The organism is Paraburkholderia xenovorans LB400 (assembly GCF_000013645.1).
Taxonomy (GTDB): Bacteria; Pseudomonadota; Gammaproteobacteria; order Burkholderiales; family Burkholderiaceae; genus Paraburkholderia; species Paraburkholderia xenovorans.
Genome location: NC_007951.1, coordinates 2364830 through 2381145, shown reverse-complemented (window position 1 = coordinate 2381145; position 16316 = coordinate 2364830). Strand labels below are relative to the sequence as shown.

The window sequence follows — 16316 nt, the reverse complement described above, 5'->3', positions numbered from 1 at the left end:
GCTGCGGCAAGCCGTTTGACGAGCTTGCACTCGTCAAATGTAAAAAGCCCCGCAATTTGCGGGGCTTTTTTGCGTTTGCGCGATTTTACTCGCTGCTCGCCTGCGCGTTGCTGCTATCGAGCGAGCCATAGAACTTCACCTTCGAACGCGCGCGCAGCGCCTGGAGATACGCCTCTGCTTCGGACTGCGCATCGACCTGCGCGATCTGCTGCTGCGCAGCGGCCAGACGCTGCGGATCCACCGCCGCGCCTGCCACCACCGCGTTCACGCGATAGATCGCATAGCCGTCGTCACCGAGGTCCACGCCGACATAGGCCGGCAATTTCTGCGCGTCCACCTTGTAGATTGCACTCAATGCGGCCGGCGGCACGCCCTGCGCGTCGTTACGCGATACCTTCAGCGGCGAGGAGAAGCCTGCGGTCGACTTCGACTTTTCGAACTCGGCGAGTTTGGCGGCGCCGTCTTTGTGAGCCGCTTCGTCCGATTGAACCGCGATGACCTTCTGCCGTACGGCGTCCTTGACGGCGTCGAGCGACGGCACGGCTGCGGCCTTGTAGTCGATCACGCGGGCCGCGATCAACGTGTTACCGCCGACGTCGATAGCCTGCGTGTTGTTGTGAGCCGTCACCGCGTCGCTCGCGAACACCGCGGCGAGAAACTTGGCGTTGTTCAGCGGGCTGTCAGGCGCGAGCTTCGGGTCCGGCTGCGGCGTGACCGTGGCGGTCTGCAATTGCAGCTTGTACTTGTCGGCAGCCGGCTGAAGGCTCTTCGCCTTTTCGTAGACGATCGATGTGAAGCCTTCCGAATCGTCGGTGAAAGCCTTGCTTGCCAACTGCGTCTTCAGGTCTTTCGAGATCTGATCTTTCACTTCGTCGAACGGCTTCGTGACGGCCGGCTTCACGTCCGTCACCTTGACGATGTGATAGCCGAAGTCGGTCTGCACGATGCCGCTGACTTCGTCTTTCTTCAATGCGAACACCGCGTCGTCGAACGCCTGGCCGCCTGCGATCATGCCGCGGCCGAAGTAACCCAGATCGCCGCCCTTCGAGGCCGAACCCGGATCCTGCGAATTCTGCTGCGCGATCTGCGCGAACTGATCCGGATGTGCCTTGATCTGTGCGAGCAATTCCTCGGCCTTCTGCTTCGCCTTGGCCTTGTCGGCCGCGCTCGCGTCTTTCGGCGCCGCGATCAGGATGTGGCTCGCACGCACCTGACCCTCGACGCGGTAGTGCGCGATGTTGTCGTCGTAGTACTTTTTCAGATCGGCGTCGCCAGGCTGCACGGAAGCGGCGAGCGTTGCCGGCGACATCACGAGATACTGGATCGTTGCGGTAGCCGGCGTGGCGAAGTCGTTGCGATGCGCGTCGTAATACGCTTGCAGTTGCGCGTCCGTGGGCTGCACCTTTGCCGCGTAGTCGCGCGGATGGAACGCGATGCCCTGCACTTCGCGCTGCTGTTCAGCGAGCTCGGTCAGATGCTGCGCGAGGGTCTTCGACGTGAACGCGCTACCTTGAATGCTGGCCGGCAACTGCTGCGTGGCGATGCTGTAGCGCACGCGTTCGTCGTACTGGTCGGGCGTCATGCCCTGCATGGCGAGCAACTGCTTGTAACGGTCGACGTCGATCGTGCCGTCAGGATTCTTCAGCGACGAGATCACCGGATCGTTGAGCAGCACGCGGCGCACGGCGTCGTCGGAAGCGGTCAGATGCAGGCGCTGTGTTTCGTCGGCCAGCACGCGTTGCTCGATCAGACCGTCGAGCATCTGGCTACGGCGCTCCGGCGTGTCGAACGACTTCATGTCGAACTGCGCGCCGAGCATCTGACGGGCGCGGTCGAGCTGCTGACGCATTGCGTCGTCGTATTCTGCGCGAGTGATCTTGTGACCGTTGACGCTCGCGACGTTTGCACTTTCGTCAAAGAAGCCGCGGAAGCCCTGAATACCCACAAAACCCAACCCCGGCACAATGACGAGGATGAGCATGAACATCATCAGGCGTTTGTGATTGCGGAAAAAATCGAGCATGCGTGAGGAGTGCCAAAAACAGAACGCCCGATCTTACAACAGCGGGCAACAAAAAAGGCGAACCGGAGTTCGCCTTTCGAGGATACTGGCGGAGTGGACGGGACTCGAACCCGCGACCCCCGGCGTGACAGGCCGGTATTCTAACCGACTGAACTACCACTCCTTATACTGCAATGAAGCTGCGCTGGAACATTCAGCCGAATCTGAAACTGGTGGGTGCTGAGAGGCTCGAACTCCCGACCTACGCCTTGTAAGGGCGCCGCTCTACCAACTGAGCTAAGCACCCGTTTCATGATTCAGCCTGCTCCGGCTCTACTGCCTGATTCTGTCAATCGATCTGCAATCAACATTCGTCAAGCAGCAAGCCCATTAGTTTAGCGCATCCTTCAGAGCTTTGCCAGGCCTAAATTTAGGGACCTTGGCCGCCTTGATCTTGATCGCGGCGCCAGTGCGCGGATTGCGCCCCGTGCGCGCGGTACGCTTGCCCACCGCGAACGTGCCGAAACCGACCAACGTCACGGAACCGCCCTTCTTCAACGTGCCTTTGACACCACCGATCACAGCGTCGAGTGCACGGCCTGCCGCTGCCTTCGAAATGTCGGCTTGCTGTGCAATGTGATCGATCAATTCCGTCTTGTTCATTCCAACCCCCGAGAATGTTTATGGCAATCGTGACGGCGCTCTGTAGCGCCTGGCATCACACGGCCGGCGGGCAACGCCGGGCGCACCCATTAGAATTGGCCGAAACCCTTGTGTCAAGCGGGGTTGAGCCTGAGTCGGGCGGTTTTGGAGGGGGCTTCCTATAACCGGATGTTGCGGTAAATCGGTGTGCATGCAACCAATCGGCGCACGCACCAAGGCTTTGCTCAATAGGTGGGAAGCGTGCCTCGCGGACGCTTTGCGGAAATGGAGAGCGGACAAGAAAAAACCCGCGGCCGTGACCGCGGGTTCTTTGCAGCAAACAGCTTCGTTGCTGACCGTCCTAGTGCTTCACCACCTCTGTTGCTGCGGCGTCTTTGCCCGGCTCCGCTGCAACCGGCGCAGCAGGCTTCGGCTCTTCATCCGGCAACGCCGACGGCACACGTTCGAGCGCGAGTTCGAGCACCTTGTCGACCCAGCGGACCGGCACGATTTCGATGGCGTTCTTCACGTTGTCCGGAATCTCCGTCAAGTCCTTGACGTTTTCTTCCGGAATCAGCACCAGCTTGATGCCGCCGCGATGCGCCGCCAGCAGCTTTTCCTTCAGGCCGCCGATCGGCAGAACTTCGCCACGCAACGTGATTTCGCCCGTCATCGCGACGTCGGCACGCACCGGAATGCCGGTCAGCACCGACACCAGCGCGGTCGTCATCGCGATACCGGCAGACGGGCCGTCTTTCGGCGTCGCGCCTTCCGGCACGTGGATGTGAATGTCCTGCTTCTCGAACGCTTCGTCCTTGATGCCGAGACGACGCGAGCGCGAACGGACCACCGAGCGTGCTGCCTCGACCGATTCCTTCATCACGTCGCCGAGCGAACCCGTGCGGATCACGTTGCCCTTGCCCGGCATCACCGCGGCTTCAATGGTCAGCAGATCGCCGCCCACTTCCGTCCACGCGAGACCCGTGACCTGGCCAACCTGATTTTCCTTCGCAGCCAGACCGAAGTCGTACTTGCGCACGCCGAGGAACGTGTCGAGGTTGCTGCCGTCCACCTTCACCGCGCCTTCCGCCTTCTTCAGCAGAAGCATCTTCACGACCTTGCGGCAGATCTTCGAAATTTCACGCTCGAGCGAACGCACGCCCGCTTCACGCGTGTAGTAGCGAATGATGTCGCGGATCGCGGTTTCCGTCACATCGACCTCGCCATCCTTGAGGCCGTTGTTCTTCTTCTGTTTGGGCAAAAGATAACGTTGCGCGATGCTGACCTTCTCGTCTTCCGTGTAACCCGACAGACGGATCACTTCCATCCGGTCGAGCAACGGCGGCGGAATGTTCAGCGAGTTCGACGTCGCCACGAACATCACGTCCGAGAGATCGAAGTCGACTTCGACGTAGTGATCGGCGAACGTATGGTTCTGTTCCGGATCGAGCACTTCCAGCAGAGCCGAAGACGGATCGCCGCGGAAATCCTGGCCCATCTTGTCGACTTCGTCGAGCAGGAAGAGCGGATTGCGCACGCCGACCTTGGTCAGGCTTTGCAGAATCTTGCCGGGCATCGAACCAATGTACGTACGACGGTGACCGCGAATCTCGGCTTCGTCGCGCACGCCACCAAGCGCCATACGCACGAACTTGCGATTCGTGGCGCGAGCGATCGACTGACCCAGCGACGTCTTACCGACACCCGGAGGCCCAACGAGGCACAGGATCGGCGCCTTGACCTTGTCGACACGTTGCTGGACCGCGAGATACTCGAGAATGCGTTCCTTCACTTTCTCGAGACCGAAGTGGTCTTCGTCGAGTACGCGTTCCGCATTCGAGAGGTCGTTGTTGACCTTGCTCTTCTTGCGCCACGGCAAGCCGATCAGCGTGTCGATATAGTTGCGCACGACGGTGGCTTCAGCCGACATCGGCGACATCAGCTTGAGCTTTTTCAGCTCGGCGTCGGCCTTCTTCTTGGCTTCCTTCGGCATGCGGGCAGCCGTGATGCGCTTCTCGAGTTCTTCGAGATCCGCACCTTCCTCGCCTTCGCCGAGTTCCTTCTGAATCGCCTTGACCTGTTCGTTCAGGTAGTACTCGCGCTGGCTCTTCTCCATCTGGCGTTTGACACGCCCGCGGATGCGCTTTTCGACCTGCAGGATGTCGATCTCGGCTTCGAGTTGCGCGAGCAGATGCTCGAGCCGCTCGATGACCGGGAACATTTCGAGGATGTGCTGCTTCTGGTCGAGCTTGAGCGGCAGATGCGCCGCGATCGTGTCGGCCAGACGCCCGGCCTCGTCGATCCCCGACAGCGACGTCAGGATCTCCGGCGGGATCTTCTTGTTCAGCTTCACATACTGGTCGAACTGCGACACGATCGCGCGGCGCAGCGCTTCGGTTTCAGCGCTGTCGGCGTGGTCGGGTTCGAGCGGCATGACTTCGCACGAGAACTGCGTTTCCTGTTCTTCGATGGAAAGCGTTTTCGCGCGCTGCAAGCCTTCGACGAGCACCTTGACGGTGCCATCGGGCAGCTTGAGCATTTGCAGGATGTTAGCAACGCATCCTACTTCGTACATGTCCTTTTCGGTCGGCTCATCTTTCGCAGCCGTTTTCTGGGCGACGAGCATGATGTGCTTGCCGCCTTCCATCGCTGCTTCGAGAGCCTTGATCGACTTCGGGCGGCCTACGAAGAGCGGAATCACCATGTGCGGGAAAACGACTACGTCACGCAGCGGGAGCAGCGGGAGCGTAATGCGTTCCGGCGGAAGGAGTTGGGTTCCTGACATTTCATTTCCCCATGAGTGGAATCAGTTCGTTCGATAGGTGAGGCCAGCAGAAAAGATTGCAAGCCTCCGCGTGTGGGAAAAGTTCAGTGACTCCGAAGGTTCAGTGACTCCATAGTGAAAACAACCATCCTGACCACACGATAAACGAAAAAAGCCGTTCACGTTGCCATGAACGGCTTTTTTTGCAAGAACCCGAAAGCCGATCAGTTCGAACCCGCGACCTTGGGCGCGTCTTCGTAGATCAGTAGCGGTTTGCCGTCGCCGTCAATAACGTTGTCGTCGATGATGACCTTGCTAATGCCTTTCATTTGCGGCAGGTCGTACATCACATCAAGCAACGCCTGTTCCAGGATGGAGCGCAAACCACGAGCACCCGTCTTGCGACGAATTGCCTTACGCGCCACAGCCTGCAGCGCGGCCGGGCGAATTTCAAGCTCCACGCGCTCCATATTGAACAGCTTGTGGTACTGCTTCACCAGCGCATTCTTCGGTTCGACGAGGATTTTCATCAACGCGACTTCGTCGAGCTTGCCGAGCGTGGCCACCACCGGCAGACGGCCGATCAGCTCGGGAATCAGGCCGAACTTGATCAGATCTTCCGGCTCCACTTCGCGCAGCACTTCGCCGGCGTCGCGGTCCTGCTTGCTCTTCACACTTGCGCCGAAGCCAATACCGGTCTTCTCGGTACGATCGACGATGACCTTTTCGAGCCCGTCGAACGCGCCACCGCAAATGAACAGAATGTTGGTGGTATCGACCTGGATAAAGTCCTGATTCGGGTGCTTACGGCCGCCCTGCGGCGGCACCGACGCCATCGTACCCTCGACCAGCTTGAGCAAAGCCTGTTGCACGCCCTCACCCGAAACATCGCGGGTGATGGACGGGTTGTCGGACTTGCGGCTGATCTTGTCGATTTCGTCGATGTAGACAATGCCGCGCTGGGCCTTGTCGACTTCGTAATTGCAGTTTTGCAGCAGCTTCTGAATGATGTTCTCGACGTCTTCGCCGACGTAGCCGGCTTCCGTCAGCGTGGTTGCGTCGGCAATCACGAACGGAACGTTCAGAAGGCGCGCGAGCGTCTGCGCGAGCAGCGTCTTGCCGGAACCGGTCGGGCCGATCAGCAGGATGTTGCTCTTGGACAGTTCGATCTCGTCCTTCTTGTCGAGATGCTTCAGGCGCTTGTAGTGGTTGTACACCGCCACCGCGAGAATTTTCTTCGCGCGTTCCTGACCGATCACGTACTGGTCGAGGATTTCACGGATTTCCTGCGGACTCGGCAGATCGGACTTGGACAAGCCCGCCTCGATGCCCGCACCTGCAGCCTCATCACGGATGATTTCGTTGCACAGGTCGATACATTCATCACAGATGAACACCGACGGGCCGGCAATCAGTTTTTTGACTTCATGCTGGCTCTTACCGCAAAACGAGCAATACAACAGCTTTTCGCTGTTAGAACCTTTCTTGTCCGCCATAGATGTGTGAGCCTCCGGACACTCAATAACATGATACGCCGTTTAGCCCCCACCTCGCAGTTTGGGCGCGGCAGGGGCTGAGCCAGGGTGACGGCGTTTGCCGCAGGCGCTCGGACGAGTCTTGATTGTTTCACAATCGATCTGTTGACGGCTTCGCCCCAATTCGGGGCAAAACCGCACCAGATCAAGGACGCTTGTGCGCCACCTGGTCAACCAGACCGTAAGCTTGCGCGTCGTCGCCGGACATGAAATTGTCGCGGTCTGTGTCGCGCGCGATACGCTCGACCGGTTGACCCGTGTGATGCGCGAGCAGATGATTCAGCCGTTCCTTCAAATACAGGATTTCGCGCGCCTGAATTTCGATGTCCGACGCCTGACCACGCGCGCCGCCGAGCGGCTGATGAATCATCACCCGCGAGTTCGGCAGAGCAAAACGCTTGCCCTTCGCGCCGGCTGCCAGCAGGAACGCGCCCATGCTGGCCGCGAGGCCCATGCACAGCGTGGAAACGTCCGGCTTGATGAACTGCATCGTATCGTAAATCGCCATGCCGGCGGACACCGAGCCGCCCGGGCTGTTGATGTAGAAGCTGATGTCCTTGTCCGGATTCTCGCTTTCGAGAAACAGCATCTGCGCGACAACGAGATTGGCCGTCTGGTCGTTCACTTCGCCGACCAGGAACACGATGCGCTCCTTCAGCAGACGCGAATAGATGTCATACGAGCGCTCACCCCGGCCGCTCGTTTCCACGACGATCGGCACAAGTCCGAGCGCCTGCGCTTCGAGATCCCGCGACGACTGGGAGGTCAACGTGTCCAGCATTTGAGCGCGAAAGGTCATGCAATGGATCCTTGTCTGAAATATTCTAAATATTACATGCTAGACAGGTATGGTCGACGGCCCCGTATTCAAGTGCGCGACCAGTGCGGGCGTGTGCGCAACACCATGCACATGCGACACACTTTCACAGCACGAAAAAACGGCGTGCGGGCCGTCGCTCCGACAGCCGGCACGCCGTTGCAGCAACGCTTATGCTTGCGCCGTTGCGCTTGCCAGTTCTTCGAAGCTTACTTCCTTGTCCGTCACCTTGGCCTTGCTGAGCACGAATTCGACGACGTTGGCTTCAACGACGTAGGCTTCCATTTCGGCAAGGCGCTGCTGATTGGAATAATACCAGCGGACGACTTCCTTCGGGTCTTCATAGCTTTTCGCGAATTCGTCCACTTCGGCACGAATCTGCTCCGGCTTCGCCTGCAACTCATTGGCCTTTACCAGTTCGGCCAGCACGAGGCCCAGCTTGACGCGGCGCTCAGCCTGTTCCTTGAACATGGCGGCCGGGATCGGTGCGTCTTTGGCGTTCGGCACGCCGCGCTGCTCCAGATCCTGACGCGCCATCGCAACGAGGCGTTCCTGGTCCTGTTCGATCAGCGCATTCGGCACGTCCAGTTCGGAAATCTTCAGGAGCGCGTCCATCACCTGGTTCTTGACGATGGCCTGCGTGCGGCGCTTGGCTTCGCGTTCGAGATTGTCTTTGATCTCAGCGCGCATCTTGGTCAGATCACCGTCTTCGATGCCGAGCGACTTCGCGAATTCCGCGTCGATTTCCGGCAGGTGCGGCCACTCGATCTTCTTCATCGTGATCGTGAATTGCGCGGTCTTGCCGGCGACTTCCTTGCCGTGGTAGTCCTCGGGGAATGCCAGATCGAATTCCTTCGACTCGCCGACCTTCAGGCCCGTGGCCGCCTTCTCGAATTCCGGCAACATGCGGCCCTCGCCCAGCACGAACGCGAAGTCGTCTGCGCTGCCGCCCTGGAACACTTCACCTTCGATCTTGCCGACGAAGTCGACCGTCACGCGATCGCCTTCTTTCGCTGCCGTGTCGCCGCCGCCGTCACCGTGCTCGCCGGCTTCGCCGCGAGCATGGAAGTGCACGCGCTGCTTGCGCAGGATGTCCAGCGTACGGTCGATTTCCGCTTCGCTGATGGTGGTCGTGGTGCGCTCGATCTCTGCCGTGGCGACGTCGCCCAGCTTCACTTCCGGATACACCTCGAACGTTGCGTCGAACGCGTAGTCGCCTTCAGTGGCATCGGTCTTCGGCGCGAAGCTCGGCTGACCGGCGACGCGCAGGTTTTCGGCGCGGCTGATGTCGAAGAATTCCTTGCCGACCTTGTCGCTCAGCACTTCGGCTTCCACCTGACCCGAATACTGTTGCGTCACCATCTTGAGCGGCACCTTGCCCGGGCGGAAACCCGGCATGCGCACGTTCTTCGCGAGTTGACGGATACGCGAATCCACTTCCTTCTGCACGGCGTCCTTCGGCAGGGAAATCGTGACGCGGCGTTCGAGCTTGCCGAGGTTTTCAACAACGTTAGCCATGGCTTCAATCGTCCTAAAATTATTCGAGCGAATCAGTTATCTTCTCCGTGCCGCTTCGATGTTGCGCGATGTCGCGACCACGTCTTTAGCATCGATTGCGCGCCTGCGCCGCGGGCTTGCAGGCCACCGGCAGCACGGTTGGGTCCAAAGAGCCGAATATTTTAGCAAACTATTTGCGCGGCTAGCCGGGATTCGATGAACGCGCGCGTTTTTCTCGCGGTTTTGACCGGATTCCAGGCGCTTTCCAAGCTGTTTCGGCGCTGTTTCCGCCCTTCTCCCGCGCAATCGGGACCATCCCACTGCGGCCGCGCAGCCTGCTCACGCATAGAGTCCGAACGCTTTGCGCCCGCCTCCCCCCGATCATCCTCCGCCGCAAAGCACACGCGCCCCAACCATGCCCGCTATGCCATTCGACATATTCAGTCGGCGCGCCCATGCTGATAAGCTAATGGACGCGCTCGGGGCTGCGCCCGCATCCCGTCGTTTCACCGGCCCTCGCAACGACTCCAACCATTCAGAGACACCATGCCGAATTCGCCGTCCTCGCCCGTCGTCGTCATCGCTCCAGATTCCTTCAAAGGCTCGCTTAGCGCGGAACAGGTCGCGCAAGCGATCGCGGCGGGCATCCAGCGCGCCCGTCCCGATGCGAGTGTGCGCATCTGCCCGATGGCCGACGGCGGCGAAGGCACGCTCGACGCCATGCTCACGAGCGGCGGCGAACGCCGCAAGCTAAGCGTGCGCGGCGCGGCCGGTCCAGTGCGTGAAGCGCTCACCGGGCTCCTTGCCGACGGCAGCGCGATCATCGAAACGGCGGAGATCGTCGGCATTACGGACCCGGTGGGAATGAGTGTGCCCGTCGAGGCGCGCAGCACACGCGGCATGGGCGAAGCGATCCGCACGCTGATGGACGCTGGCGTGCGGCGCTTTTTCGTCGCGCTGGGCGGCAGCAGCACGAACGACGGCGGCGCGGGCCTATTGGCCGGCTTGGGCCTCAAGCTGTTCGACGCGCAGGACAAGGAACTCGACGCCACGCCCGAACAACTCGCGCATCTCGCCCGGGTAGACGTGTCGCAACTCGACGCGCGCCTCGCGGACACGCAGTTCGTCGGCATGTCGGACGTCGACAATCCGCTCACCGGCGCTCACGGCGCAACCGCGGTGTTCGGTCCGCAAAAGGGCGTGAAACCTGAGCAGCTTGCCTCGCTCGACGCGGCGCTCGCCCGCTTTGCCGATCTGCTCGAGCCGTCGCTCGGCCGCACCGCGCGCGAGCAGCCCGGCGCGGGCGCGGCCGGCGGCCTCGGCTTCGCGCTGCACATGCTCGGCGCGCAGTTCGAACCGGGTGCGGAAACCGTCGCACGGCAAATCGGTCTGGACGCCGCGCTCGAAGGCGCGAACTGGCTGATCACCGGCGAAGGCCGGTCGGACGTGCAAACGCTGCATGGCAAGGCGCCCTTCATCGCCTGCCGTCACGCGCAGGCAGCGGGCGTGCCGGCCACGCTGCTCTCGGGCGCAGTCGACTCCGCCGCCTTGCCGCGCCTCGCCGAATATTTCAGCGGCTGCTTCTCGCCGGCGCCCGGGCCGATCACGCTCGAGGTCGCGATTCGCGACGCGGCGCGCCTGCTGGCGGACGAAGCCGAACAGTTGACGCGCCTGAAGTACGGCACGCGTTGACCGGCGGAACGGTTGCGGCAACAATCACAGCGCCGCGACCGCTCACTCTCTACGGGAAGACCATGAAGGCACCCAAAGCCGGGCTCGAACAATTCCTCACGTACCGTCTGCATGTTCTCAACAAACTCGCCGAGCGCGGCATCAGCGAACGCTATCAGGACAAGCTCGGCGTAACCTTGCCCGAGGCCCGGGTGATTGCGTCGGTGGGATCGTTCGGGCCATTCTCGATCATGGAACTGGCAAGGCATGCCAATCTCGACAAAAGCCAGGCAAGCCGCGCCGCCGAAGCGTTGATCAGGCAAGGGCTCGTGAAGCGCGAGGCAAGCGCCGAAGACGGCCGCGTCGTGCTGGTCTCGCTCACTGCGGAGGGCCGCGCGCTGTATCGCAAGGTAATGCCGATCGCGCGCAAGTGGAACGGCGACATGTTCGATTGTCTCGACGAACAGGAGCAACTGGCCTTCGGGCTCGCGCTCGACAAGATCATCGGCACGATGACGGCGCGCGAGGAGTGACCTGCACGCCGTATTCGGCCGCCGGGTTCAGCCGTTGCCGCCTTGACCGTTGGCGTCGGCCGCACCGGGACTGTTAGTGGTCGCGCTTGTTGCGCCTGCTATCCCGGACACTGCCGACCCGCTGCCCGCAGCGCCTGACGCAGCACCCGCAGGAGGCTGGGCACGACGTGCGAGCCGCCAGGCAATCGCCCCGAGCGAACCAACGGCCAGCAGCAGCGCCGCCCACAGCCAGTACCGGCGCATGGCATCCGGGCCGCGACTCGCGGCCTGCGCACTCGCGGCCTGCTCGGCGGACAACGCCTCACCCAGGCGCGCCGTCGCGGCCACCGCTGAAGCGCCGATCAACAGATTGTCCCGGCTCACCGCCGCCGATGCCGTCGCCGCATTCCCCACCGCCAAAGTGAACGGCGCCGCACCGCGTGCGACGAACGTCAGCGTTGCCGGACGCCAGCCCGCGGCAACGGTCAAGCTTCCGGCGCCCAGTCCACCGTTGCGCGTGTCGACCACCACGCGCCATTGACGATCCGTGTCGGGCGTCAATTCGAGCGAAGAATTGCTCTGCTCAACCGCGCCGTTGTGCAGCCGGAACAGCATCGCGCCCGCGACTTCGCGCCACGGCGCCTCCAGCCCCGTACGCGAATAGACGACAGCCGGCGCCACCGTATTCGGCTGAGGCAGATTCAGCCGCAACCGGTCGACGGGATACGCGCCGCCGGTGCTGAAGAAATACTCGCCCGGTTTCAGTCCCGCATGGGCGACGATACCGTCGCGCCACGTCCGGTCCGCGCGTTGGGCCGGCTCGGCGGCAACGGCCTGGATCTCCATGTCCAGCGAGTCGACATACGGCGCGCCGTCGAGCCAGCGCAAGCGCAGGTAACGCGCATGCATGCCGTCCAGTTCGATCCGGTCCTGGCTCAGCGTGCTGCCGTTATAGCTGACCTTGAGGAGTTGCGCGTCGCCCGCGGGTTGCCAGTGACGCAGATCGTCGCTGGCTTCGACGCTCACACGCCCCTGGTAATTGTCGTCGCGCAGGTGCACGAGCAACGCGCTGACGTGACTCGTTTGCGACACCTTGCCGATATCGATAAGGTCCGTGTCGTGTTGCGCGCGGGCCGGCGGCGCCGAGGTCGCGTACAACGAACCGTCGCCGGCGATCGAAACGCCGGGCGGCGCGCCGGAACTTTTGGCGGCTGCGGGTGGCACCGGGAACCAGTGCACCGGACGCAGCGTGGGCGGTGTGCGAGCGGGCTCGCGCGGCACACTGAGCGCGTACGGCAGCGATTCGCCCGCACCGTTGAAAATGCGCACGTCGCCGAGATCGCCGCGCTGGCTCGCCGCATAGACGGCCGCCGGCAACGTCACGCTGTAATACGCGGCGCCCTCGTCGAGTTGAAGCGTAAAACGCTGTGCGAAATCATCGGCCGCGAGCGCCGGCGCGCAAATCCATGCCGCCACGATCGCAAAACACCAGCCGGTCAGGGTAAAGACACGCTTCATTGCTCAATTTCCAGGACTCAAGCCTTGGGCGGCAACGGCGAGAGTGGCCGATCAGCAGCTACATCAACCCGATGCCGGTAAACGATACGATCCACCCGATCCCAGCTCGCGTGGGAGAGATCGAACAGGAACAACTGGCCACGCTCACCGCCAGCGGCGCGGTGCCGATGAAGCAGGACATTCAGTTCGCCCGAGGCATGGCTCATCAGTTTGTTCATCATCATGCCGGGCGCGCGCGCTGTCCAGAATACCGATATTGACGCCTGCACGCGCACGGAGTGTGACATGGTATCGAGTTCATACGCGACGCCGGTCCAATGATGCCGCGTGCGCAACGGCATTGCGTTCAAGCAGATGAATCCGGTCGCGCCGAACCGTGCCTTTGAGATGGCCTCGTTCGAGATAGCCTCGTACCAGCAGGCGCTCGCGGCAAGCCGCCAACCATGTCAAAATTCGGCACTGGCCATCGAGCCTCCAATCCCCCACATTTCATCCAGGAAGTTGCAGTGGACATCAACAAACAGGTCGCGGCCCTCACCGCTTCGGAACTCCAGACGGCCGGCGCGAGCCAGGCCACAGCGATCGCGGTGAGCGTACTGCTGCGCCATCTGCGCTCGCCTGAGCTGGCGAAGCTGTTGTCGTCGGCATTCGAAAACCATCAGGCAGTCATGCTGCAAACGCCGTGGCCCGATCAGATGCTGCAGGCGTTCGAATCGACCCGTCGTTTTCTCGAAGGCGCCGCTCAAGCGGACCTGCCCGGTACACAGGCAGCCTCGCAGACGCCGGACGCCTGAACGCCTGAGCGCGGCCGGACCGCGTGAACAGGAACGCCGAAAAAGCAAAAAACCCCGTCAGTCCAAAGACTTGACGGGGTTCTTCACTACGAATAGATGGTGCGAGGGAGGGGACTCGAACCCCTACACCCTTGCGGGCGTCAGGACCTAAACCTGGTGCGTCTACCAATTTCGCCACCCTCGCAGCCGGGCAATACGCGATGCGTCCGCCCGTTGTCCTGCATACTGTCGGCCGCGTCGCAAACACGCGCCCGAAAGCGTAAGCGCGAGATTCTAACCGATTGATTCGCGCTTGTCTGCACCTGCCTGGCATCTGTCGAAGCGACGCCGATGCTACAATTTTTGGCTTGATGCACGTATGACGTGCTCCCTCTTTGCCTGCCCTTCCCCACATTCCCATTCCCGTGAATTTCGAAGAATATTGCCAGCAGAAAGCGGCGCCGCCCGGATCGAGCACTTACTATGCGCTTCGGCAGGCGCCTGCCGCCAGCCAGCCGCTACTGACCGCGCTGTTCGCGCTGCGCCGGGAGTTCGAGGAAACGGTCAAGGAAACCAGCGATCCGACCATTGGCCGGACGAAACTCGCGTGGTGGCAAAACGAAATCGCCGCGCTGGCTTCGGACTCGCCGTCGCATCCGGTGTCCAAGGCGCTGGCGGCGTATCTGCCCGACGTGAAGACCGAGTATCCGGCGCTGCAAACGTTGCTCGCCGGTTTCGAAATGGACCTCGACCAGGCCCGTTACCTCGACTACCCGAATCTGCGTCGCTACGTGCAGGGCGTGGGCGGCACGTTCGCGTCGCTGGTCGCGCGCGCCACGGCGAAAGATGCCGCGCAGGCGTCGAACTGGTCCGCACCGCTCGGCGAGGCGCTGATGCTTGCGCAATTCGTGGTCGAAACGGGCCATGACGCGCGCCACGGCCGCATCTACATTCCGATCGATGAAATGCAGCGCTTCAATGTGACCGCCGCGGATCTGATCAATCGAAAATACACCGAGGCATTCACCGAACTGATGCGCTTCGAGACGAAGCGCGCCCGCGATGCGTTGCAGAGCGCGCTAGGCGCCGTGCCCGGCAGCGAGCGCCGCACGCAGCGCACGCTCGTCGCGCAGGCTGCGTTGGCGTCGGCGCTGCTGGATGAAATCGAACGCGACGGCTATCACGTTCTGCATCAACGCATTGCGTTGACGCCGATTCGCAAACTCTGGATTGCGTGGCGGGCGAAATGACCGGACGGGCCGTCCGCGTCACGCCAGTCGCGTTTGGCGCGCGTCGTTAAACGCGTCGTTAACGTTGTTTCAAGGTTGTTAAATGGCGTAGCCACGCGTGCCGTTAAACGCGTAACAACGGCAGCGGTTCGAACCGCTGCTGGAGGATCGCCGGCGCGTCGAGTCCCCACCATGGCCCGAGCACCGTTGCGTAAAGCTGGCGGAAGTCGACGCCCACCGGCAAGTTGCCATTGCCGTCGAGCCGCGCCAGCACCGGCGGCACGCCGTACAAACCACCGCGCACGCGCCCGCCCATGAAGAAATGTGGCGCCGCGGTGCCATGATCGGTACCGTTGCTCTGGTTCTCACGCGGGCGCCGGCCAAACTCGGCGTAGGTCATCACCAGCGTTTCGTTCCAGCGGCCGAGTTCGACGAGCGCCGACTTCATCGACGCCATGCCTTCGGCCAGTTGTCCGAGCAGCACCGCCTGCTGTCCCGGCTGATTCTGATGCGTGTCGAATCCGTTCAGCGTCAGGCGGATCACCGCCACGCCGTGACTGTTCTTCGGCGCGTCACCGGCCGCCAGCACCTGCATCGCCGCTTTGATCGAACTGCCGAAGGCCCCGCCCGGAAACACGGTTTTCAGCTGAACCTGGCCTTGCGTGGGACGCAGCCGCTCCGCGGCTTTCACAATGTCGTTTTCCACGTCGAGAATATGCGCCAGCTCGGGATTGCGTTCGTGCAGCGATACCGGCATCGCGAGCCGCGAAGCGGCTACGAACTGCGCCGGATTGACCAGCGCGATCGCCCGCGCGCCGTTCGCGAGCGGCCCCATCTCGGCGCTGCCGATCACCACGCCATCGGCGGCAAACCCGTCGGGAACCGGCGCCTGTGCGAACGCGCGCGTGAGCCATCCTTCGCGCAGATACTGGTCCGAACGCGACGCGGTATCCCAGATCTCGATCGAACGGAAATGCGACAGGTTCGGTTGCGTATAGCTCACGCCCTGCACGATCGCCAGTTGCCGGTCGCGCCACAGCGGCATCAGCGCCTGCAAGGACGGATGCAGCGCCGTGCGCTCGTCGAGTTGAATCGCCTGCTCGCGTTTGATGCCGATGTTCTTGCGCAACTGATAGTACGCAGGATCGGCAAACGGAATCACGGTATTCAAACCGTCGTTGCCACCCTTCAGTTCGATGAGGATCAGCAGGTTCTCGTAGCCCGGCGCCGAAGACGTGCCCACCGCCGCTGCCTGCGCGCCGAATACGCGCGGCAGCCAGAGTGTGGCGCCCGAAGCGGCCCACATCGAGAGAAAGCTGCGTCGTTTCATGCTGCACCTCGTTCGATTGTCACGGC

Annotated in this window: 13 protein-coding genes and 3 tRNA genes; 5 read left to right on the top strand and 11 right to left on the bottom strand. The window is 62.0% G+C overall.

Annotated features, from left to right (window positions below; genetic code table 11):
• Positions 1–85: 85 nt before the first annotated feature.
• From BXE_RS10645 to tig, 8 genes are all read right to left on the bottom strand, one after another.
• Entirely contained in the window at positions 86–2023 is a 1938-nt protein-coding gene (locus BXE_RS10645; RefSeq protein ID WP_011488303.1) for a SurA N-terminal domain-containing protein, read from the bottom strand.
• Between the two features lie 86 nt (positions 2024–2109).
• A tRNA-Asp gene (locus BXE_RS10640) sits at positions 2110–2186 on the bottom strand.
• Positions 2187–2233: 47 nt separating this feature from the next.
• Positions 2234–2309 (bottom strand) — tRNA-Val (locus tag BXE_RS10635).
• An 83-nt stretch (positions 2310–2392) separates the two neighbouring features.
• The gene (locus BXE_RS10630) at positions 2393–2665 is read right to left on the bottom strand and encodes an HU family DNA-binding protein (protein WP_007585907.1); all 273 of its coding nucleotides are present in this window, start codon (positions 2663–2665) and stop codon (positions 2393–2395) included.
• 340 nt (positions 2666–3005) lie between these two features.
• Complete coding sequence (gene lon / locus BXE_RS10625; RefSeq protein ID WP_007182008.1) at positions 3006–5429, bottom strand: endopeptidase La; 2424 nt, start codon at positions 5427–5429, stop codon at positions 3006–3008.
• Positions 5430–5632: 203 nt separating this feature from the next.
• Positions 5633–6904: an ATP-dependent Clp protease ATP-binding subunit ClpX gene (gene clpX, locus BXE_RS10620; RefSeq protein WP_011488302.1), complete on the bottom strand. Its 1272-nt coding sequence runs from the start codon at positions 6902–6904 to the stop codon at positions 5633–5635.
• 184 nt (positions 6905–7088) lie between these two features.
• Positions 7089–7742, bottom strand: a complete 654-nt coding sequence (gene clpP, locus BXE_RS10615) for an ATP-dependent Clp endopeptidase proteolytic subunit ClpP (RefSeq protein ID WP_007182010.1) — start codon at positions 7740–7742, stop codon at positions 7089–7091.
• A gap of 189 nt (positions 7743–7931) precedes the next feature.
• Positions 7932–9278 carry a trigger factor gene (tig, locus tag BXE_RS10610; RefSeq protein WP_011488301.1) on the bottom strand — a complete coding sequence of 449 codons (1347 nt, stop codon included), beginning with the start codon at positions 9276–9278 and terminating at the stop codon, positions 7932–7934.
• Positions 9279–9803: 525 nt separating this feature from the next.
• On the opposite strand from tig, the gene BXE_RS10605 reads away from it, so the two are divergent.
• Both BXE_RS10605 and BXE_RS10600 read left to right on the top strand, forming a co-directional pair.
• Positions 9804–10949 carry a glycerate kinase gene (locus BXE_RS10605; protein WP_011488299.1) on the top strand — a complete coding sequence of 382 codons (1146 nt, stop codon included), beginning with the start codon at positions 9804–9806 and terminating at the stop codon, positions 10947–10949.
• A gap of 62 nt (positions 10950–11011) precedes the next feature.
• Positions 11012–11461 carry a MarR family winged helix-turn-helix transcriptional regulator gene (locus BXE_RS10600; RefSeq protein ID WP_011488298.1) on the top strand — a complete coding sequence of 150 codons (450 nt, stop codon included), beginning with the start codon at positions 11012–11014 and terminating at the stop codon, positions 11459–11461.
• 27 nt (positions 11462–11488) lie between these two features.
• On the opposite strand, the gene BXE_RS10595 is transcribed toward BXE_RS10600, so the two are convergent.
• Positions 11489–12958 carry a DUF3999 domain-containing protein gene (locus tag BXE_RS10595; protein WP_011488297.1) on the bottom strand — a complete coding sequence of 490 codons (1470 nt, stop codon included), beginning with the start codon at positions 12956–12958 and terminating at the stop codon, positions 11489–11491.
• On the opposite strand from BXE_RS10595, the gene BXE_RS45810 reads away from it, so the two are divergent.
• Positions 12958–13218, top strand: a complete 261-nt coding sequence (locus BXE_RS45810) for a hypothetical protein (RefSeq protein ID WP_148222939.1) — start codon at positions 12958–12960, stop codon at positions 13216–13218. The genes BXE_RS10595 and BXE_RS45810 overlap by 1 nt on opposite strands.
• 246 nt (positions 13219–13464) lie before the next feature.
• The gene (locus BXE_RS10585; protein WP_038456194.1) at positions 13465–13752 is read left to right on the top strand and encodes a hypothetical protein; all 288 of its coding nucleotides are present in this window, start codon (positions 13465–13467) and stop codon (positions 13750–13752) included.
• Positions 13753–13849: 97 nt separating this feature from the next.
• Here the strand turns inward: BXE_RS10585 and BXE_RS10580 are convergent.
• Positions 13850–13936, bottom strand: a tRNA-Leu gene (locus BXE_RS10580).
• A 220-nt stretch (positions 13937–14156) separates the two neighbouring features.
• On the opposite strand from BXE_RS10580, the gene BXE_RS10575 reads away from it, so the two are divergent.
• On the top strand, positions 14157–14981 hold the full coding sequence (locus BXE_RS10575; protein WP_038456197.1) for a squalene/phytoene synthase family protein: 825 nt from the start codon (positions 14157–14159) through the stop codon (positions 14979–14981).
• A gap of 103 nt (positions 14982–15084) precedes the next feature.
• On the opposite strand, the gene BXE_RS10570 is transcribed toward BXE_RS10575, so the two are convergent.
• Positions 15085–16290 carry a DUF1501 domain-containing protein gene (locus tag BXE_RS10570; RefSeq protein ID WP_011488294.1) on the bottom strand — a complete coding sequence of 402 codons (1206 nt, stop codon included), beginning with the start codon at positions 16288–16290 and terminating at the stop codon, positions 15085–15087.
• Positions 16291–16316: the final 26 nt, after the last annotated feature.

Excerpts from the sequence above, each read along its gene's own strand:
- BXE_RS10645 (WP_011488303.1), bottom strand. The coding sequence starts at position 2,023 with ATGCTCGATTTTTTCCGCAATCACAAACGCCTGATGATGTTCATGCTC.
- BXE_RS10630 (WP_007585907.1), bottom strand. The coding sequence starts at position 2,665 with ATGAACAAGACGGAATTGATCGATCACATTGCACAGCAAGCCGACATT.
- lon (WP_007182008.1), bottom strand. The coding sequence starts at position 5,429 with ATGTCAGGAACCCAACTCCTTCCGCCGGAACGCATTACGCTCCCGCTG.
- clpX (WP_011488302.1), bottom strand. The coding sequence starts at position 6,904 with ATGGCGGACAAGAAAGGTTCTAACAGCGAAAAGCTGTTGTATTGCTCG.
- clpP (WP_007182010.1), bottom strand. The coding sequence starts at position 7,742 with ATGACCTTTCGCGCTCAAATGCTGGACACGTTGACCTCCCAGTCGTCG.
- tig (WP_011488301.1), bottom strand. The coding sequence starts at position 9,278 with ATGGCTAACGTTGTTGAAAACCTCGGCAAGCTCGAACGCCGCGTCACG.
- BXE_RS10605 (WP_011488299.1), top strand. The coding sequence starts at position 9,804 with ATGCCGAATTCGCCGTCCTCGCCCGTCGTCGTCATCGCTCCAGATTCC.
- BXE_RS10600 (WP_011488298.1), top strand. The coding sequence starts at position 11,012 with ATGAAGGCACCCAAAGCCGGGCTCGAACAATTCCTCACGTACCGTCTG.
- BXE_RS10595 (WP_011488297.1), bottom strand. The coding sequence starts at position 12,958 with ATGAAGCGTGTCTTTACCCTGACCGGCTGGTGTTTTGCGATCGTGGCG.
- BXE_RS10570 (WP_011488294.1), bottom strand. The coding sequence starts at position 16,290 with ATGAAACGACGCAGCTTTCTCTCGATGTGGGCCGCTTCGGGCGCCACA.